The sequence below is a fragment of the Pseudarthrobacter sp. B907 genome (assembly GCF_040137805.1).
Taxonomy (GTDB): domain Bacteria; phylum Actinomycetota; class Actinomycetes; order Actinomycetales; family Micrococcaceae; genus Arthrobacter.
On the sequence record NZ_JBEEQE010000022.1, the window covers coordinates 20,582 to 38,524 of the forward strand.

The 17,943-nt window shown below is 69.2% G+C and carries 22 protein-coding genes and 1 tRNA gene; 5 read left to right on the plus strand and 18 right to left on the minus strand.

Annotated elements, in window-relative coordinates:
• Nucleotides 1-5: 5 nt before the first annotated feature.
• From ABLI39_RS16050 to ABLI39_RS16115, 14 genes are all read right to left on the minus strand, one after another.
• The gene (locus ABLI39_RS16050; protein ID WP_349414477.1) at nucleotides 6-1,586 is read right to left on the minus strand and encodes a flagellar hook-length control protein FliK; all 1,581 of its coding nucleotides are present in this window, start codon (nucleotides 1,584-1,586) and stop codon (nucleotides 6-8) included.
• Nucleotides 1,583-2,281 carry a C40 family peptidase gene (locus ABLI39_RS16055; protein WP_349414478.1) on the minus strand — a complete coding sequence of 233 codons (699 nt, stop codon included), beginning with the start codon at nucleotides 2,279-2,281 and terminating at the stop codon, nucleotides 1,583-1,585. Before ABLI39_RS16055 ends, ABLI39_RS16050 begins: the two co-directional genes overlap by 4 nt.
• Entirely contained in the window at nucleotides 2,278-2,712 is a 435-nt protein-coding gene (locus tag ABLI39_RS16060; protein ID WP_349414480.1) for a flagellar FliJ family protein, read from the minus strand. The genes ABLI39_RS16055 and ABLI39_RS16060 overlap by 4 nt, the downstream gene beginning before the upstream one ends.
• Nucleotides 2,709-4,037 (minus strand): FliI/YscN family ATPase, encoded by a 1,329-nt coding sequence (locus ABLI39_RS16065; RefSeq protein WP_349414482.1) that lies wholly within the window; start codon nucleotides 4,035-4,037, stop codon nucleotides 2,709-2,711. The genes ABLI39_RS16060 and ABLI39_RS16065 overlap by 4 nt, the downstream gene beginning before the upstream one ends.
• Nucleotides 4,034-4,687: a FliH/SctL family protein gene (locus tag ABLI39_RS16070; protein ID WP_349414484.1), complete on the minus strand. Its 654-nt coding sequence runs from the start codon at nucleotides 4,685-4,687 to the stop codon at nucleotides 4,034-4,036. The genes ABLI39_RS16065 and ABLI39_RS16070 overlap by 4 nt, the downstream gene beginning before the upstream one ends.
• A complete protein-coding gene (gene fliG, locus ABLI39_RS16075; protein ID WP_349414485.1) occupies nucleotides 4,677-5,693 on the minus strand; it encodes a flagellar motor switch protein FliG in 1,017 nt (338 codons plus the stop codon). The genes ABLI39_RS16070 and fliG overlap by 11 nt, the downstream gene beginning before the upstream one ends.
• The gene (fliF, locus tag ABLI39_RS16080; RefSeq protein WP_349414487.1) at nucleotides 5,690-7,300 is read right to left on the minus strand and encodes a flagellar basal-body MS-ring/collar protein FliF; all 1,611 of its coding nucleotides are present in this window, start codon (nucleotides 7,298-7,300) and stop codon (nucleotides 5,690-5,692) included. The genes fliG and fliF overlap by 4 nt, the downstream gene beginning before the upstream one ends.
• Complete coding sequence (fliE, locus tag ABLI39_RS16085) at nucleotides 7,300-7,605, minus strand: flagellar hook-basal body complex protein FliE (protein ID WP_146335739.1); 306 nt, start codon at nucleotides 7,603-7,605, stop codon at nucleotides 7,300-7,302. Before fliE ends, fliF begins: the two co-directional genes overlap by 1 nt.
• A complete protein-coding gene (locus ABLI39_RS16090; RefSeq protein ID WP_349414489.1) occupies nucleotides 7,605-7,997 on the minus strand; it encodes a flagellar basal body rod protein FlgC in 393 nt (130 codons plus the stop codon). Before ABLI39_RS16090 ends, fliE begins: the two co-directional genes overlap by 1 nt.
• Nucleotides 7,997-8,338, minus strand: coding sequence for a flagellar basal body rod protein FlgB (locus ABLI39_RS16095; RefSeq protein WP_349414491.1), 342 nt, complete (start codon nucleotides 8,336-8,338; stop codon nucleotides 7,997-7,999). Before ABLI39_RS16095 ends, ABLI39_RS16090 begins: the two co-directional genes overlap by 1 nt.
• A 156-nt stretch (nucleotides 8,339-8,494) precedes the next feature.
• Complete coding sequence (locus ABLI39_RS16100) at nucleotides 8,495-8,881, minus strand: hypothetical protein (RefSeq protein WP_349414492.1); 387 nt, start codon at nucleotides 8,879-8,881, stop codon at nucleotides 8,495-8,497.
• A complete protein-coding gene (gene fliS / locus ABLI39_RS16105; protein WP_349414493.1) occupies nucleotides 8,874-9,413 on the minus strand; it encodes a flagellar export chaperone FliS in 540 nt (179 codons plus the stop codon). The genes ABLI39_RS16100 and fliS overlap by 8 nt, the downstream gene beginning before the upstream one ends.
• Nucleotides 9,413-10,744, minus strand: a complete 1,332-nt coding sequence (gene fliD, locus ABLI39_RS16110; RefSeq protein WP_349414495.1) for a flagellar filament capping protein FliD — start codon at nucleotides 10,742-10,744, stop codon at nucleotides 9,413-9,415. Before fliD ends, fliS begins: the two co-directional genes overlap by 1 nt.
• A 180-nt stretch (nucleotides 10,745-10,924) precedes the next feature.
• A complete protein-coding gene (locus tag ABLI39_RS16115) occupies nucleotides 10,925-11,824 on the minus strand; it encodes a flagellin N-terminal helical domain-containing protein (RefSeq protein ID WP_349414497.1) in 900 nt (299 codons plus the stop codon).
• A 275-nt stretch (nucleotides 11,825-12,099) separates the two neighbouring features.
• On the opposite strand from ABLI39_RS16115, the gene ABLI39_RS16120 reads away from it, so the two are divergent.
• The 4 genes from ABLI39_RS16120 to ABLI39_RS16135 are packed head-to-tail and all read left to right on the plus strand — an operon-like array spanning nucleotide 12,100 to nucleotide 15,317.
• On the plus strand, nucleotides 12,100-12,585 hold the full coding sequence (locus ABLI39_RS16120; protein WP_349414499.1) for a flagellar protein FlgN: 486 nt from the start codon (nucleotides 12,100-12,102) through the stop codon (nucleotides 12,583-12,585).
• 10 nt (nucleotides 12,586-12,595) lie between these two features.
• On the plus strand, nucleotides 12,596-14,005 hold the full coding sequence (gene flgK / locus ABLI39_RS16125) for a flagellar hook-associated protein FlgK (RefSeq protein WP_349414501.1): 1,410 nt from the start codon (nucleotides 12,596-12,598) through the stop codon (nucleotides 14,003-14,005).
• A gap of 2 nt (nucleotides 14,006-14,007) precedes the next feature.
• Nucleotides 14,008-14,931 carry a flagellar hook-associated protein FlgL gene (gene flgL / locus ABLI39_RS16130; RefSeq protein ID WP_349414503.1) on the plus strand — a complete coding sequence of 308 codons (924 nt, stop codon included), beginning with the start codon at nucleotides 14,008-14,010 and terminating at the stop codon, nucleotides 14,929-14,931.
• On the plus strand, nucleotides 14,928-15,317 hold the full coding sequence (locus ABLI39_RS16135) for a flagellar assembly protein FliW (protein WP_349414505.1): 390 nt from the start codon (nucleotides 14,928-14,930) through the stop codon (nucleotides 15,315-15,317). The genes flgL and ABLI39_RS16135 overlap by 4 nt, the downstream gene beginning before the upstream one ends.
• Nucleotides 15,318-15,357: 40 nt before the next feature.
• Here ABLI39_RS16135 and ABLI39_RS16140 read toward each other — a convergent pair whose 3' ends face one another.
• Nucleotides 15,358-15,882, minus strand: coding sequence for an AMIN-like domain-containing (lipo)protein (locus ABLI39_RS16140; protein ID WP_502935243.1), 525 nt, complete (start codon nucleotides 15,880-15,882; stop codon nucleotides 15,358-15,360).
• A 284-nt stretch (nucleotides 15,883-16,166) separates the two neighbouring features.
• On the minus strand, nucleotides 16,167-16,469 hold the full coding sequence (locus ABLI39_RS16145) for a DUF4193 domain-containing protein (protein WP_056424304.1): 303 nt from the start codon (nucleotides 16,467-16,469) through the stop codon (nucleotides 16,167-16,169).
• A gap of 141 nt (nucleotides 16,470-16,610) precedes the next feature.
• Here ABLI39_RS16145 and ABLI39_RS16150 point away from each other — a divergent pair, with 141 nt between their 5' ends.
• Nucleotides 16,611-16,958 (plus strand): hypothetical protein, encoded by a 348-nt coding sequence (locus ABLI39_RS16150; protein WP_349414507.1) that lies wholly within the window; start codon nucleotides 16,611-16,613, stop codon nucleotides 16,956-16,958.
• Between the two features lie 18 nt (nucleotides 16,959-16,976).
• Here ABLI39_RS16150 and ABLI39_RS16155 read toward each other — a convergent pair whose 3' ends face one another.
• Together ABLI39_RS16155 and ABLI39_RS16160 are read right to left on the minus strand one after the other, a co-directional pair.
• A complete protein-coding gene (locus ABLI39_RS16155) occupies nucleotides 16,977-17,462 on the minus strand; it encodes a GyrI-like domain-containing protein (protein ID WP_349414509.1) in 486 nt (161 codons plus the stop codon).
• Between the two features lie 281 nt (nucleotides 17,463-17,743).
• A tRNA-Thr gene (locus ABLI39_RS16160) sits at nucleotides 17,744-17,820 on the minus strand.
• Nucleotides 17,821-17,943 lie beyond the last annotated feature (123 nt).

Below are 17,943 nucleotides of genomic sequence, written 5' to 3' on the forward strand. Positions count from 1 at the left end.
TTGTGTCAGACGAGAATGTCGAGGGTGGTTTGGGGGCCGTTCTGGATCCGGGCGGAGCGCAGCGAGGCTTCGTCCGCCAAGGCGTCCCAGCGGTGGCCGGGCCTCGGGCCGCCGGGACCGTTACGGTCGCCGGGACCGGCGCCGCTGCCCGCTCCGAAGCCGCCGCGTCCGGCGTCCTGCCCGGCGTTCTGGCCCGCGTCCTGGCCACGGCCGGGCGGCGGCCCGCCGTGGTCGGAGACGTCCAGGCTGGCGCCGAAGCCGGCGTCCGCCAGTTCCTTCCGCAGTTCGGGCAGGATCCCCCGCAACGCCTCCCGGCCGGTGTCCCCCGGGGCGAACAGTTCGATCCGTACGCCGGCGGCGTCGATGTGGGCGCGCACCGTCAGCGGTCCCAGATCCTCCGGCGTGACCTTCAGGGTCATGATGTGCTGGCCGTGCGGTGCCCCCGCGAGGGTGAAGAGTGGTTTGGCCAGCTGCGGCTGGAGGGCAGGTTGCGGGGCCGGCGCCGGGCCGGCGGCCTGGGGGGCTGCCGCCGCCGGTGCCGGAGCGGGCGCCGGTGCCGCGGAGCCCGCGACGCCGGACGCTGCCAGGCCGTCAACGGGCGCGGCCGGCGTCGCAGAGGGGAGGCTCTCCGCCGGACCGGACGATGCCCGGCCGGAAACCGGACCGGCGGCTGCGACGACGCCGGCCGCGCCGGGTGCCGTCGCGACGGCTGCGGCGGACGCCGCCGTCGCCGATGCTGCGGGGAGTGCCGGTGCCGCGGCCAGGCCCTGGCCTGCTGCCGCGGCGGCAACCGGCTGTCCCGGGGCGGCGGCAAAGGTGCCCGGGGCGGGCTGGTCGGATGCCCGGCCACCGGCCCCCTGGCCATTCCCGCTCTGGCCATTCCCGCTCTGGCCAGCTGTGGACGCAAGCCCGACGGCGCCCGGAAGCGGGGCGCCCGGCGGCGCCGCCGCGACGCCCGCGGCTGCGCCGGTTCCCGGTTCACGGGGGGCAGCCGCAGCGCCCGAAACGGACAGTGCGGCCGCAGCGCCGTCGCCGGCGGCCGGGGCGGCAACCGCTGCGGTGGTCGTGGGTGCGCCCGCCGGGAGCGCCAGGCTGGTCCCAGCGGCGCCCGGCTCAACCGGAGCCGGCACAGCCGTGCCCGGGCCGGCGGGTGCCGGGATGGAAGCGGCGATGGCCTGGCTGCCCGCGGGCAGGGCGGGCTGTTGCCCCGCGGCGACGGGCGCGCTGAGCACCGCGGCCGCAGCAGGCTGAAGCTGTGCCGCGAACAGCGCGGAGGCGGCCAGGATGCCGGCGTCGGCGGTCTGGGCAGTGCCGGCAGCGCCGGGAGACCCGGCCGGAACGGCGGCAGCGGTGTCCGTCGCGGTGTCCGTCGGGGTGGCTTCGGCCCTCTCGCGGCGTGCCGGGGCGTCGGCGCCAACCGGGGCGGCCGGGCCGGCGGAGGACTCCTGGGTCACGGCGTCCTCCAGCACGGTCCCGAAGCCGCCGGATGCTCCGGCGTCGGAGCGGGTGCGGTTCCCCGGCTGGGTGCCGCGTGCCTGCGCCGGGGCGAGCGCCGAGGCCAGGTCCGCCGAAGTCATGCCCTTCATGAGGTTCCTCCCGCGGGGACGATCCGGCGGATGGAGGTCAGGTTGGACTGCTGCTCCCAGGCGTCGCGGATCTGGATGGTCTTGCCCGGGACGGGCGCGTCGATGGCCTTGCCGTTGCCGAGGTAGATGGAGATGTGGTTCCCGCCGAAGCTGATCAGCAGATCGCCGGGCTTGGCCTGCGCGAGCGAAGCCACCGGGGTTCCCTGCTTCATCTGGTCGCTGACCACGCGGGGAAGCTCGACGCCGAGGTCCTTGAAGACCCGCTGGGTGAACCCGGAGCAGTCCATCCCGGTGGCGGGGTTGGTGCCGCCCCACACGTAGGGCACCCCGATGTACTTCTTGGCCATGGCGACCACGTCCGTGCCCGTCGCGGCATCGGCCGGCATGGAGACCGGGGTGGCGGTGCCCGGCGGGGTAAGCCCCTTCAGCGCCCCCAGCCCGGTGGTGCCGCCCAGGCCCAGCCCGTTGGCCAGCGAGGTCAGGTCCGTTCCGGATGCCAGGCCGGTCCCGCCGAGCGCCGCGGTCAGCGCGTCGGTGAATGAGGCGGCGTCGCCGGTTCCCGTGCCGGTGGCCAGCGAGGTCGCGGCGGCGGACTTCTGGGCCGTGGCGGTGCTTTCGGTCTGGGCGGGGCGGCTCAGTTCCGCGATCATCGACTGGATGCCCTGCATTCGGCCCAGCGCCTCGGTCATGCTCATGAGCGCACCTGCTGCTCGTCCCGATGCCAGATCGTGGAGGAGATCTCGTCCAGCACGGACTGTTCGGCCCGCAGCTCGGCGGTGTTGACCTCGGCGTGGTGCCGGTCCTGCAGCTTCTCCAGGCCCACGGAGCGGGTGCGGGCGGCGATGAATTCCTCGCGGGCCGCGGCCTCGTCGGTCTCGGCGATGCGGGCGAGGCTCTGCAGGTCCGCGAGCATACTGTGCGAGGCGGACCGGGCGGCGGCCACGGCGCGCAGCGACGCCGAGCTGCTGATCTCCTCGTCGGTGGCGGTCAGTTGCCGGCGTGCCGAGGCTTCCCGGGCGCGGACGGAGCTGGACCGGGACCGGGCGCGGGCCAGCCCGGTGGCAGCCTGGTCCTGCTGGATCTGGCGGAGGCGCAACAGCCCCGCCAGTGAAAATTGCCGGCTCATGCCGCGGCTCCCAGGATCGAAGTGAGGGTCTCCAGCTGTCGCCAGGACTCAGGGTGGGGGGTGGACTCGTCCATCGGCTGCTGCAGGAAACCGCTGACGGAGTCCTCGTGCGCCAGGGCGGCGTCCACCAGCGGGTTGGTTCCCGCCTGGTAGGCGCCGACGTCGATCAGGTCCTGCGCGGATTTACGGGCCGCGAGGACCCGGCGCAGGGTGGATGCCGCTTCCAGGTGGGGGCGGGCGTTGACCTTGGAGGCGACGCGGGAGACCGAGCCGAGCACGTCCACGGAGGGGAAATGCCCGGTCACGGCGAGTTTCCGGTCCAGCACCACGTGGCCGTCGAGGATCGAGCGGGCGGCGTCGGCGATCGGTTCGTTGTGGTCGTCGCCGTCCACCAGCACGGTGTAGATGCCGGTCACGGAGCCGGTCTCGGCGGTGCCGGCGCGCTCCAGCAGCCGGGCCAGGATGGAGAAGGTCGACGGCGGATAGCCGCGGGTGGCGGGCGGCTCCCCGGCCGAGAGGCCGATCTCGCGCTGGGCCATGGCCACGCGGGTGAGCGAGTCCATCATCAGGACAACGTCCTGGCCGTTGTCGCGGAAGGACTCGGCGATCCGGGTGGCCGTGAACGCGGCGCGCATGCGCATCAGCGCGGGTTCGTCGGAGGTGGCGACGACGACGACGGAGCGGGCCAGCCCGGCCGGGCCGAGGTCGTCCTCAAGGAACTCGCGGACTTCGCGTCCGCGCTCCCCCACCAGGGCAATCACGGATACTTCGGCGTCGGTGCCGCGGGCGATCATAGACAGCAGCGAAGACTTGCCGACGCCGGATCCGGCGAAGAGACCCATGCGCTGGCCCTTGCCCAGGGTCGTCATGGTGTCCAGCACGCGGACACCGGTCTGCAGGGCGGTGTCGATCCTCGCACGCTTCATGGCGTTCGGCGCCTCATTGTCGATCGGGACCCGGGGTCCGCTGAGCAGCGGACCCTTGCCGTCGATCGGACGGCCGAGGCCGTCGAGGACGCGGCCGAAGAGCCCCGCGCCGGTGGGGACCAGCACGGTGCCGCCCTTGGCGCGGACGGGGTCTCCGGCGGCGACCCCGGCGAGTCGTCCCAGCGGCATGCAGCGCACGGAGCCGTCGAGGGCCGCCACAACTTCGGCGTCGAGCCCGGGGTTCTCCCCCACGGTGAGCAGGTCGCCGAGCGCGCAGTCCAGGCCGGATACCTCCAGGCCCAGGCCCATCACGGAGGTGACGGTCCCGACCCGCTGCGGCGCGGCCGCGGCGAGGGCGGCGGCGAAGTCGTCGCCCTTGGGGCGCCACTGGGCGATCACGGCTGGCCGCCGGGCGAATCGTCGGAGGCGTTCGGGGACCACTGCTGGTCCCCCAGCAGTGCCGCCTTGGCGCGGGCGAGTGCGCTGCCGAGGCTGGCGTCGAGCCAGCCCTGCTGGTATTCCACCTTGGCGTCGCCGCGCTGCAGGGACGCGTCCGCGAGCAGCGGCAGGCCGGCCGGAAGGTCCTGGCCTTCCTTGGCGAGCACGTCGATGTCCGCCGGGTGCAGGCGGATGGCCAGCACGGTGGCGGCGTCGTTGCCGGAAAGGGCGCGGTCCAGGGCGGCGCGGGCGGTCCGGGTCCCCTCGGCCAGTTCGTAGCCCAGGATGGCCTCGGCGAGTTCCAGCGCGGTGCGGGCCAGGACCTCCTCGGCGTCGTGCAGGGCCTGGACGTTGCGGTGCGCGAAGTCGGTGCGGGCCACCGCGAGGGCGCGGACGGCACGGTCCAGGTCCTGCTGCCCGGCGGCCAGGGAGGCGGCCTGCTCGGCCGCCATCCGGTCGCGCCAGCGGCGCTGTTCCTTCGCGGCGGCGCGCACGCCCGCGGCATAGCCGGCGGCGTGGCCCTCGGTGTAGCCGGCCTGCTCGCTGGCGGGGCCGGATGAACGCAGCGAGGGGAAGACGATGCGGGCCGGCGCGGCCCCCTCAGTAGACATAGTCTTCTTCGTCCCCGCGCTGGATCGTGATCTGGCCTTCGGCCTCGAGTTCGCGGATGGAGCGGACGACGGCGGCGCGCGCCTCCTCGATCTGCGAGGCGCGCAGCGGTCCCAGCGCGGCCATTTCGGATTCGAGGATTTCGAGGTTGCGCCCCGAAACGTTGGTGGTGATGGTCTCCAGCACCGGTTCCGTGGCGCCCTTCATGGCCACGGCGAGGACGGAGGCGTCCAGGCCGCGGAGCACCAGCTGCACGTCGCGGCGTTCCAGCTTCACGATGTCGTCGAAGGTCACCATCTGGGCGCGGATCTCCACGGCGAGGTCCGGATCGAGCAGGTCCAGGCCGTCCAGGACGGACCGTTCGGTGCCGGCGTCGGTGCGGTTGATGATTTCCAGCAGCGGCGCGATGCCGCCCACCACCTTGGAGGCCTGTTGCGACACGGCGGCGCCGCCGCGCAGCTTCAGCGTGTCCGCCACGATGCCGATGGCTTCTGGCGCGCCGGAGCCCATCGTGGCGATGCTCAGGGCGACGTCGGCCCGGAGCGAGCCGGGGAGCCCGGACATCACGGCCGAGGCCTTGCGCGGGCTCAGGTGGGCCAGGACCAGGGCGATGGTCTGCGGCAGTTCGCCGTCGATCAGGGCCAGGATCTGCACCGGTTCGATGTCTTCGAGGAACTCAAAGGACTTGCCGGCCATGTTGACCGTCAGCCTGTTGATCAGGCCGGCGGCCTTCTCCGAGCCGAAGGAGGCCTCCAGCAGGCCCTCGGCGAGCTCCCGGCCGCCGCGGGCCTGCCGCGGGCTGCTCAGGGCGGCCTCGTGGAAGTCCTTCATGATCTGTTCGGCGACGTCGGGGTCCACCTTGCGGAGCCGGACAATCTCGGCGGCAATTTCCTCCGCCTCGGCGTCGGTGAACTGCGCCATCACCCGCGCCGCGTTGGCGGGGCTCATCTGCATCAGGACGACGGCGGCGCGCTGGGTGCCGGTGAGGGTCGCGTCGGCGAGTTTCATGCGGGCTGCCTGTCATCCATCAGGCCGCGGAGGTAGTCGGCGGCCTTCTCCGGGTTGGCGGCGACCATGTTGTCAATTTCCTGCATCCGGCGTTCGGCTTCGAGCACTTCCATCGGCGGTGCCGGCAGCGGCTGCAGCGGCAGCGCGGTCAGCGGGATGGCCGACGTCGCGGGCTCCGGGTCGAAGGCCGTAACGGCGGGCAGCGAGGGCAGCAGGTCCAGGCGTTCGCCGAGGTCCACGGGTTCGCGCTTCTGCCGGCGGCGCAGAATGATGGTGATGATCAGGGCCAGGATCAGCAGGCCGAGCAGGATGCTGCCGGCGGTGACGAGGGTCCCGAAGAACGCCGCCTGTTTCTGCGCCTCGATCTCGGCTTTGGCTGCGTCGAGGGACGCGTTGGCCTGGTCCGCGGCGGCCGTGCTGAACGGGATCACCTCGACGGTGACGACGTCGCCGCGGGCGCGGTCGACGCCGGCGGCGGAGGTGACCAGCGCGGTCAGCGAGCCGATGTTCAGCCCGCCTGCCGCGGACTGGCTGACGGCCACCGAGATGGTCTGGCGCTTGACGGCACCCGGCGGGATGGTCCGGTCCTCGGTCACCTTGTTGACCGCGTTGTTCTTGGTCGCCGTTGAGGAGTCGAAGTTGCCGTTGCCGCTGGTCCCGCCGGGCACGGCAATGTTGTCCGGGCCGAGGACGCCGGCGGCCCCTCCCCCGGTTCCGGTGTACTTCTCGGTTTTGGAGGACTCGCTCAGCGGCAGCGCACCGGGGGTGTTGGAGAACGTTTCGCTCTTCTGCTGGGCGGATTCGCCGGTGACGTCCGCGGCGACCGCGACGGTGGAGTTACCGGGGCCTACTACACGGTCCAGGACGGCGCGGACGGCGTCGCCGGTGCGCTGCTGGTAGTCGGCGGCCTGCTTGGAGGAGGATCCGGCGGCCCCGCCCCCCACGGTGGAGAGGACGTTGCCGTGCGAGTCGACCACCGAGACGTTGGCGGGCTTGAGGTTCTCGATCGCGGCCGAGGTCAGGTGCACAATGGCCTGGACTTTGTCGCCGGAGAGCGTCACACCGGGGGCGGTCTCGACGAAGACCGAGGCCGTGGTGTCCGGGGTCTTGGAGACGAAAACGGTCTTCTCCGGGATCGCGAGCCGGACGGCGGCGGTCTTCACGCCTTCCATGGCGGAAATGGTGCTGGCCAGTTCGCCTTCGAGCGCGCGCTTGTAGGTGACGGACTGCTGGAATTCCGAGGACGTGACGCCCATCTTGTCCAGCAGCGAGTACCCGGTGGCGGCGGCGGTCGGGAGGCCGGCGGCCGCGGCCTTGAGGCGCTCGTCGTAGACCTTGTCCTGCGGGACGAGGATGGTGGCGCCGCCGTCGCTGAGTTCGTAGGGCACGTTGTCCTTGCGCAGCTGCTCCACGATGCCGTTCGCGTCCGTGTTTTTCAGCCCGGAGAACAGCGGCGTCATGGTGGGCTTGGACAGCCAGGCGGACAGCGCGATGATGCCCACCACGAGCAGCGCGGTGCCGATCACGGCGAGCGTGCGCTGTCCGGTGGTGAAGTTCTTGAGGCCGGCGCCGAAGCGCTGGAAGAAGACGGTAATCTGCGGAGGCATCAGGCCTGCATCCTCATGATCTCGTTGAACGCGTCAACGCCCTTGTTGCGGACAGTGGCCACGAGTTCGAGCGTGATCTGTGCCCGGCTGGCCGCGATCGTGGCGTTGTGGATGTCGTCCAGGTTGCCGGTCACGGCGGAGACCGCCAGCTGCTTCGACGTCGACTGCAACTGCTGGAGGTTGTCCACGGCCCCGGTGAGGGACGATGCAAAGCCGGAACCGTCGGTGCCGGGCACCGACGAGGCGCCGGAGAGGTAATCGGTGGGAACGACGCCCTGCACCGGTGCGATGGGGGAAACGGGCATCAGGATCTTCCAATCTCAAGGGCGGCGAGGTAGGTCTCGCGGGCGCGGTCCACAACCTGGGCGTTGGCCTGGTAGCCGCGCTGGGCAATGATCAGGGCACCCATCTGCTCCGCCATGTCGATGTCCGGGTACTTCACGTTGCCGTTGGCGTCGGCGAGGGGGTGGTCCGGCTGGTAGACGATGCGGCCCGCGCCGTCGCCCAGCTGCGTGCTCTTGACATAGACACCGGTCCCCTCGGCGCCTTCGGCGGCCTCCACGTACTTGGCCCGGAACGCGGGACCTGAGGTCGCCGAGGCGTTGTTCATGTTCGCCAAGTTGTCCGAGACGGCGTCGAGCCACTTGCGGTGCACGGTGAGGGCGGAGCCGGCGATGCCGATTGCGTCGAAAGTCATTAGTTGGTCCTCATCGCGGCGCGCACGGCAGTGAATTCCCCGCCGATGGCCCGGGCCGCGAACTGGAAGCGCAGCACAGTGTCGATGTTCGACAGCGTTTCCGTGTCCAGGTTGACGTTGTTGCCGTTGAGTTGGGTGGGCTCGAGCGACGTCCCGGTGGTGGCATCGGCGTGGCCGTCGCCGGACTTCACCGACGCGGCGAGGGCAGCTTCAAAGCTGACGCGCTTGGCGTGGTAGTTCGGGGTGTTGACGTTCGCGATGTTGTTCGCGATGGCGCGTTGGCGCAGCGCCAGCCCGTCCATGGCGCTGGCCAGGGCTGCGGAAGTCACGGATTCGAGCACAGAGTCCTGCCTGGGAAATTGCGGGAGGCCGATCCGTGGCCGGTAAACGAGCGATCCGTGCTCTTACTGTGGTTATCGGCACTGTTCAGCGCCGCGTTAGCGAAAAGTGTGAAACGTTTATTCGGGTTCTTTTTAGGTCACCGGCCGGCGCCCGGTTTACCCGTTGACGTCGAGGTAGATAGCGCCGGACGGGTCGCCGACGCCGGGTACCGAGCTGACCGCCTGGAGTTGCCGGGCCACGTCATGCTTGGCCGCTTCCAGGCGCCGTGCCACGCGCTCCTGGGCCTCCGACAGCGCCACGGCCCGCCGCCGCGCCTCCGGGGGCAGGGGCCCGCTCAGCGACGGCGGGGACCAGCGCTGCATGGGAAGGGCGGCCACCGGCTGCTCCGGAGCGGACAACGGTCCCAGCGGGTCCTTCAGCGTTTTCTCTGCAGCCACGACTGCCATCTCCAGCACATCCAGCACCAGCAGCCACGCGGCGAGGGCCGGGTCCGCCCCGGATGGCTCGGCCTTCTGGTCCCCCCAATGGGCCTGCTCAGCCAAAGCCAAGGCTCCCGCCGGAAGCGCCCGGCTGCGTAGCCCAGGCGCCGGCGCCCGCGAACGTTGACGCCGCCGGCTTCGTCGCGGCCGTCGGGGCCGGCGTGCCTGTCGCCTGCCCGGGCTGGGTCACCGGGATGGATGCCGCGGCCTCGTGCCACGCCTGGCGCAGGGGTTCCAGGAGATCGATCGCCTCGCGGGTCAGGGCGGCGTCGCGCTGGATGTTGGCATTGACCAGTGCGGTGAAGGCGTAGTTGTAGAGGCCCAGCAGCCCGTCCGCGCCGTCCCAGGCGTCCGTCTTGAGCGATGAGATGAGCTCTGCGATGATCGCCTGGCCGTGCAGGAGGTTCTCCGAGGCGACCGGCCAGTTGGCGGCCTGCTGCGCTGTCTCAGCGCGGCCCAGGTCCAGCAGGAGCCGGTCGTAGAGCATGGTCAGCAGCCGTGCCGGCGGCGCCGAGAGCACGGAATCCGCCAGGTACTGGTTGCGCTGGGCGGCGCCGCTGTAACCGAAACTGTTGCCGTAGGGGGTGCCGGTCATTACTTGGCGCCCCCGCCGGAAAGGCCCGCCAGTTGCGCGGTGAGCCAGGACTGCTGTGCCTTCATGCCGCTGAGCGCTGTCTCCAGGCCGGAGTACGTGCGCTGGAGGGTGGCCTTGCGCGAGGCGAGCCGGAGGTCCCAGTCGCTGATCCGGTCAGCAAGGTCACGGACCTCGGACTGCTGCCCGGTGATCTTGGTGGTCAGCGTTCCGGTGTACCTGTCTGAGGCGCCAGTTGCCGCCGTGGCGATGCGTCCAGCGAGTTCCTGCACCTTGGCCGTTGTTCCGGCGGGATCGGCGGCAAGGGCGGCGGCAAACTTGGTGCCGTCGAACTCCATCGTGCCGGTCTTGGTGATGCTGATGCCGATCTCCGACGGCGATCGCGGCGGGGTGCCCACCGGCAGCGAGGCTGCGGAAAGGATGTTCTGGTTGACCGAGCGCACCGTGCTGTCTCCGGCAAAGATCCCGGCGGAGACTTTGGCACCGCTGGTGTTGGTGGTGGTGTTGACCGCGGTTTTGCTGGCGACCAGCGAGAAGATGCCGTTGACCCCGTCCACCAGGTCGGAGGCGACCTTCTTGATGCCTGCGTCGTCGCGGGAGACGGTGAGGGTGACGGGCGCGGCAGTTACGTCCTTGGCGGTAAGCGTCACGCCAGGCAGCACATCAGCAAAGGTGTTTGTGGAGGATTTGATGGTGGTCTGGGCGATGGGACTTGTCGGCCACAGGACGAGCTCAGCGTCCTGGGCGCTCTTGACGTCCGTGAAAGTGGTTCCGGGATCGCTGATGGTGAACGCGCCGGCGGCGCCGGACTTGGTGGCGGTGAACTGGATTCGGAAGTCGCCGCCGCCGACATCCACCTTGCTCGCGGTGACCCCGGCGCCCGCGGCGTTGACCGCAGTCACGACGTCGTCCAGGCTGTTCGAGGCCGGCGTGATCGTGTAGTTCTGTCCGCCGCTGTTGATGGTCATCGTGGTGTAGGGCCAGCCCGTCACGGCGTTGACCTTGGGGGTCACGGTGACCTGGGTCTGCGCCAGCTTGGTGACCTGGAAGTCGAGGGATCCGGCCTTGGCCGAAGCGGTGCAGGTGGCGACGACCTTGTCGCTGCTCGTGGTGGCCGTGTAGAGGTCCAAGGCGCCGGGCTTGGCGGCTGCCGTGGCCTGCGTTGCGAGCGCGGCTACCTTGCCGTTGAGGCCTTGGAGGGCGGAGACCATGGACTGTATGTCGTAGGACTTGTTCTTGAGCAGGGTTTGCGGGAGGGCTTCGGACTGCATGATCGAGCTGATGAGCGCGGTGGTGTCGAGCCCGCTGGCCAGTCCGTCGAGTGAGATTCCCATCGCTGCCTCTCCTTGGCAATAGCTTTCAAAATGTTCAGTGGTGATGCTGGTGTATTGGTGTTGCACGTAAGGGCCGGACGATGGTTTTGCCATCGTCCGGCCCTTCCGCAGCTTGATGATCGGGGGTGTCTCTTCGTCCGATCGCCGGTGGCAGCCCTACTGCTAGACTGCCGGTTTTGCCTAGCGCAGGAGCGAAAGAACGCCCTGGCTGGACTGGTTTGCCTGGGCCAGCATTGCGGTGCCGGCCTGGGACAGGATGTTCGCCTTGGTGAACTTGACCATTTCCGAGGCCATGTCGACGTCGGCGATGCGGGACTGGGCGGCCTGCAGGTTCTCACCGGCAACGTTCAGCGACTTGATCGTGTGCTCGAGGCGGTTCTGGGCTGCACCCAGGTCTGCGCGCTGCGAGGACACGTTCTTGATTGCGGCGTCGATGTAACCGATCGAGAGCTGGGCGTTTGCTGCCGTATCCACCTTGAAGTCGGTCGCACCCGTGGAGGCGGAGAGAACCTTGCCAGCTGCATTGACGCCGGAGGCGCCTTCGACATCGCCGACCTTGACGGAGATGGTGTCGTTGGTGGTGCCTCCGGTGCCAACCTGAATCTTCAGGATGCCGTTGGCAGGCGTGCCGCCGTCAGAGGTTACCCCGGTACCCGTGGCGCCCTTGAGCAGGTCGATGCCGTTGAAGTTGGTGGCCGCGGTAAGGCGGTTCAACTCCTTGCCGAGTGCGTCGCCTTCAGCCTTGATGGCCAGACGGGCGTCGGCGTTGTTGGTATCGTTCGCGCCCTGGACGGCGAGGTCGCGCATACGCTGCAGGATGGAGTGAACCTCGGTCAGGGCGCCTTCAGTCGTCTGGATGACAGAGATGCCGTCCTGGGCGTTGCGGGCGGCCTGAGCCGAACCCGTGACCTGAGCCTTCAGGCCCTCGGAGATGGACAGGCCTGCTGCGTCATCGCCGGCGCGGTTGATGCGCAGGCCGGTGGACAGCTTCTCCAGGGACTTGGAGAGATCGGTCTGGGTGGAGTTGAGGTTGCGGTACGAGTTGTTCGCCGCGAGGTTGTTGTTGATAACGAAGCCCATGGTATTTCCTCCGTGAGTTGGGACTGTAAGCGATGGCCCATCCGTGGGCCTTCAGCAGTAGCTATCGCCATCCAGACTGCAGGGGTAAGGAGAATTCCAATATTCTTTTCGGAATTTCCCTTCCGCCGAAATCCGCGTGTTATCAGCCTTATTCCTGCTAACGGGTGCGGCAATCCTGCCGATAGTTTGTACGAACCCTGCAGAAGGCCTCGTCGTCCGCACGACGATTTCCCGGCCTTCGCACCATTCGCACTCATGAGGGAGCCGTCCGGACCATGGCCATCCACGAACTTTCTGCCCTGCTGTGGCGGGAGCGTGAACTGCTGGACGTATTGACTTTCAAGCTGGAGGAAGAGCAGCTCCTGCTCACCGCCGGCAAATCCCGCTGGCTGCCGCACGGGACCAAGGAAGTGGAGCAGGTTCTGGGCCATCTGTCCCAGGCGAGCCTGGCGCGCACCATCGAGGCCGCCGTCGTGGCTGAAATGTGGGGCCTGCCCACCGACGCCACCCTGGGTGAACTTGCCGAGGCCGCGCCGGAAGGCGCCTGGGCCGAAGTCCTGAGCGCGCACCTCGCCGCCCTCACCCGCCAGACCGCTCTGATCAGGGAACTCCGCGACGCGAACGAACAGTATTTGCGCACCGCCGTCCGGTCCACCCAGGAGTCGCTCGCCGATCTGCGTCCGGCCTCCGCCGGCACCTACGACGCGCATGGCAAGACCGGGGATTCCGCCGGCTCCCGCATCTTCGACCAGCAATTCTAAGGAAGCGACCATGAGCACCTTTGGCGCCCTGAACACCGCCTACCGCGGGCTGACCGCCGCCCAGCAGGGCATGAACGTGGCCGGCCAGAACATCGCCAACGCGGCCACCGAGGGTTACACCCGCCAGCGCGTCCAGCAGTCGGCCCTCGCGGCGCCGGCCCAGGGCCTCAACGGTTCCGGCCGTCCCGAGGCGGGCCAGGGCGTCTCGGTGGATGCCATCACCCGGCTCGGCAGCAGTGTCCTCGACGCCAGCGTCCGCTCCGCGAGCGCGCAGGCAGGCTACGCCGGTGTCCGCTCCTCGGCCCTGCAGGGGATCGAAGGCATTTTGCAGGAGCCCGGCGACAACGGCATCTCCGCCTCGCTCCAGGGATTCTGGTCCGCCTGGCAGGGTGCCGCGAGGCAGCCGGCCGAGGACGGCCCCAAAGGGCTGCTGCTGAATGCGGCCAACTCCCTGACGGACAAGATCTCCTCCGCGTACCAGACCCTGCAGGGGCAGTGGAGCAGCGTCCGGGCCCAGGCCGCCGACGCCGTCACCGCCGTGAACGCGGCCGCCAGCCAGGTGGCCGCCTACAACGCCACCATCCGCTCCACCCTGGCCGCCGGCGGTTCAGCGAACGAGCTGATCGACGCACGCGCCAAACTCACCGACACCATCTCGCGCCTGGCCGGCGGCACGGTGCGCGAACAGGCAGACGGCACCGTGGACGTCCACATCGGCGGCAACGCCCTCGTGATGGGCACCTCGGTCCGGGGCCTTCAACTCTCCGGCAGCCAGACCGCGGACACCCTCGGATCCGCCGTGCAGCTGCTCTGGACGGACCCGGCCGGAGTGGCGTCCTCCGACGGCGGCGAAATCGCCGGTGCCCTCTCTGTGCTGGCCCCTGCCGCCGGCGGCAACGGCGGCGCCATCGCCGAGGCAGCCGAGAAGTACAACGGCTTCGCGAGCAAACTCGCTGAAATCGTCAACACCGTCCACCGCTCCGGCGAAACAGGAGCAGGCGCCACCAACGTCGACTTCTTCACCATTGGCGCCGGACCTACCGCGCTCGGCATCAAGGCTCCCGCCGGGACCGCCGGCATCGCCCTCAAGGCCCCGAGCCAGGGTGCCCTCGACACCAGCATCGCGGACAAGATTTCGCAGCTTGGCACGGGCGCGGATTCGCCGGATAAGCTCTGGTCCGGCATTGTCACCGGGATCGGGGTGGAGTCCCGCGGCGCCCAGCAGCGCGAGGCACTCACATCCGCGGCGCAGGCATCGGCGGTGACCGGCCGCGCGTCACAGGCTTCGGTGAGCCTGGATGAAGAGAACGTCAACCTGCTCACCAACCAGCACGCCTACCAGGCCGCCGCCCGCGTGATGACCGCCGTCGACGAGGCCCTTGACGTCCTGATCAACCGCACCGGACTGGTAGGAAGGTAGCCATGCTGAACAGGGTAACGAACCTGACCATGAACGCGGCCGCGCAGCGGAGCCTGCAGACCCAGCAGGCCAAGCTGGCCGAGCTGCAGGACAAGGCCACCTCGCTCAACAAGATCTCCCGCCCCTCGGACGATCCCGCCGCCACGGCCCAGGCCCTGGCCACCCGGTCCTTGCTCGCGGCCAACGCCCAGTACGGCCGGAACATCGACGACGGCAACACCTGGCTCACCGCCGCCGATTCCGCGCTGGAACAGGCCACCAACGTGATGCGCCGGGTCAAGGACCTGACAGTCATGGCGGGCAACGGCTCGCTGAACCAGTCCGGCAAGGACGCGATCGCCGCCGAGCTGGAGTCCCTGAACAAGGACCTGGTGTCCATCGCCAACACCCAGCACCTGGGCCGAAACGTCTTCGCCGGCAGCTCGGATGCAGCCGGTGCCTTCACCCCGGGCACGCCGCGCAACCCCAGTGTCCCCAGCGACGCCGGCACCCCGCCCACCTTCAATGGCACCGGCATAAGCTCGGTGGAGCGGCGGATCAGCGCCACCCAAACCGTGCGCGTCGACGCCGACGGCGCCGAGATCTTCGGTAACGGCGCCGGCTCCGTTTTTGACACCGTGAGCAAACTGGCCGCGGACCTGCGGACCGGCACCGACGTCGCCCCGCGGGTGGCCGACGTCGACACCGCCTTTAAGAAGATCGTCAACGGCCGTGCTGAAATTGGAACACGGCAGGCACAGCTGGAACGTGCCGGCAACGTCAACACCGAATTGGAGGCTTCCTTGGACGCCCAGCGGACCGGCATTGAAAAAGCTGACCTTGGCAGCGTGATCATGGACCTGAAACTTCAGGAAACCAATTACCAGGTGGCCCTGGCCGCCACCGCACGGGTCCTGCAGCCCACCCTGATGGACTTCCTGCGATGAACTCGGTCCTCAGCAGCACGCCGGTGACCTTCACTGCCCCGATGCCGGGGCTAGAGAATGTCCACGACTTCACCCTGCGGAACATCGACAGTGCCCCCGGCCTGTTCGCCCTCGAGTCCGGCTCCTCGCCGGTGCGGCTGTTCCTCGCGGACGCGGCCGTGTTCGTTCCGGGTTACACGCCGCCGCTCCCGGGCTCCGCGCTGGAAACCCTGGAACTCGGCGACGGCGAGGCACCCCAGGTGCTGGTGGTGGTCAACCACTCCCCCACTGCCACCACGGTCAACCTGATGGCGCCGATTGTGCTCAACCCGGCCACCCGGCGCTGCACCCAGCTTGTGCTGGACGGCAAGGAGTACCCGCTGCGGGCGGACCTCGGCTCGCTCTAGCGGGACCCGCCGTCGGGCGCCGCCGTCCCACCGGGGCCGGTCACCAGAAGTGCGCCACATCAATCACCAGGCGTGAGCCCGTGCCGGGTCCCGGCAGCGTGAAGACCCGGAACGGCAGCCGCGCCCGGACGCCCAGCCCTAAGCTGGTGTAGCCCTCGAAGCTCCCGGCCCACGCCACCTGCCGGAACGTCTGGTACCCGCCCACGTTGCTCACTTCGTCCTTGGTACCCGGGGTGTAAGTGGGTTGGCCGGCGTCGTCGTAGGCGGGCGCGTTGACGGTGATCTGCAGGAAGGCCTGGCCCCGCAGCGAAATCGGCAACCCGGACCCGTCCTGGACGACCTGGGGCACGTACCGCACCGTGTAGCCGCCCACCGGGCCGTTGAGGTCCATGACGATCCGGTCGAAGCAGTAGTGCTGGCCGGTACGGACGTTGGTCACCTTCGCCTGGCTCATCGCGGCGTCGGCCTTGGCCAGCGACCCCCACACGAGTCCGCAGTAAGGATCAGCCGCGGCGGGCCCGGGGGCAAGTAGCCCCAGCCCTGCGGCCATCAGCACCGCCGCCATCAAGACGGTAAGTTTCTTCTCCTGGAATCGCCTCACCCGGGCCGCCCCCTCAAGTCGTTTAGACACCTCAAGCGTAGGATCGGGCGCCCGCCTTGGCGAGGGCCTGTGCAGCATCGGCGCCCAACCGTTAGCCGGCAGCGGCTCCGGTCACGAATTCAGCAGTGATGCTGGTCCGGGCGCCGCCGGATACGGCAAAGCGCCGGGCCCTTGGGGGAGGCCGGCGCTTTGCACTGAGTTCGAAATTCTTGGCACGTCCCGCGGGGCGGGCTCGCACTGGAGGGTTGTTAGCCTTCGCAGTCGCGGCAGTACTTCATACCGTTCTTTTCCTTGGCAACCTGGGACCGGTGGCGGACCAGGAAGCAGGAGGAACAGGTGAATTCATCGGACTGCTCGGGAACAACAATGACGGTCAGTTCTTCGCCGGAGAGGTCGGCGCCGGGAAGGTCGATGCCTTCGGCGGTGTCGTTCTCGTCGACGTCGATAACAGCAGTCTGGGCGCCGCCGCCACGGGACGCCTGGAGGGCCTCCAGCGATTCAGCGGGAGACTCTTCTTCTGTCTTGCGTGGGGCGTCGTAATCGGTAGCCATAGCGGGATTCACTTTCGTTGCTGCGCAGCGCCATTTCAGGCACCTCAGTGAAGCAGTTTAGGCCATCATGCCCGGAGTTGAAGAATACTGTGTTCAAAGCGACATTCCGCGTCGCCGGACCGTGACAATCTGGAGGAAACGATGCCTACGAAACTCAACAAACAAGCGCTCTCCCTCGCGCGCCGCCTGGTCAAGGACGGAAAGGTCCGGCGCGATACCCGGGACGACTGGAGCGAGCACGCACCGTCAGCGGAGCAGGAAAACACGTTCATCGAGAAGAACGGATTCGCCGAGTTCTCCCACTGGCATCTGGGGCTGGACCCGGACGCCTCGGAAGGCACCAAGGGCAGCGTGACGTTTCCCTTCGGCGACTTCAAGAGGATCCACCGCTGCGCCGTAATTTCGCTCCAGAGCCGGGCCGCACAACATGGTCACGACGACATAGCCGACGCAGCGAGGAAACTCCTCGAAGAGATCGACGCAGACTAGCGCCGGGGTACCTTCGGATCAGCCCACCGGCCAGACGATGAGGGTCTTCCAGGCCGAGGGGTCGGGCTCGGTGCCCGGATCGCTGAGGTAGTACTCCCACATGGTGTCCCCCGGCGTCAGGCCCTCCGCCTGCATCCGAGCCATCACCTTGCCGTAGGTCTCCGGCAGCGTCTCATACGGGCCCACATGCATCGCTTCGAGGGCGCGCCCGCCGGGGAGCACGCCGGCCACCACGCCGCCGTCGCCGCCCGGGAAGGGCGCGGCGAGCGGGAACCCGGCTTCGACGTCGACGACGTCGGTGGGCATGCCCCGGTACAGCGCGAACGGCGGCCCGGCCAGTTGGACGTGCTGCTGCTGCACGGCGGCCATCACCGAGGAATAAGCGCGGCCGAAGAACTCCCGCAGGGCGTTCATCGGAACGGTTTCGCGCAGCACCGCCGTGGGCTGCTCCTGGCGGTCAGTCGACTTGATCTCGGGCGTGGATTCCGGATTCGATTCGCTCATCTGCCCAGCCTCCGCCGCCGCCCTGGCCCGGTCAAGGGCCGAACGTCCCAGCAGCCGGCCTCCCCACCAAGAAGGTAGCCATCCTTGGACTGCGCGGGCCCCGCGTCCGTCCGGGGCGCCATTGGACCCGGCTCCCTCCGTACCGCCGCGTTGGCCCGGGGTGTCCGTGTCATAGTGCCCCCAGACGGCCGGCAGCCAGCCACGCACCGGACCGGACGTTCCTCCCGGAGGCACAAAAAACCCCTCCGTCCCGGGCAGAATCGCCGGAACGGAGGGGTTCGTGGAGCCCCCTGTCGGATTCGAACCGACGACCCCCGCTTTACAAGAGCGGTGCTCTGGCCAACTGAGCTAAGGAGGCAATTTCGCCGTCGTCGTCCAGCCGCGAAAGGGGCCGGACGCTAAGCGCTAGATAAGGGTAGCCCACGGACGCCTGCCGGTAAAAAATGCCGGCAAGGAGACAGCCCGGCGCCGGACGGATCCG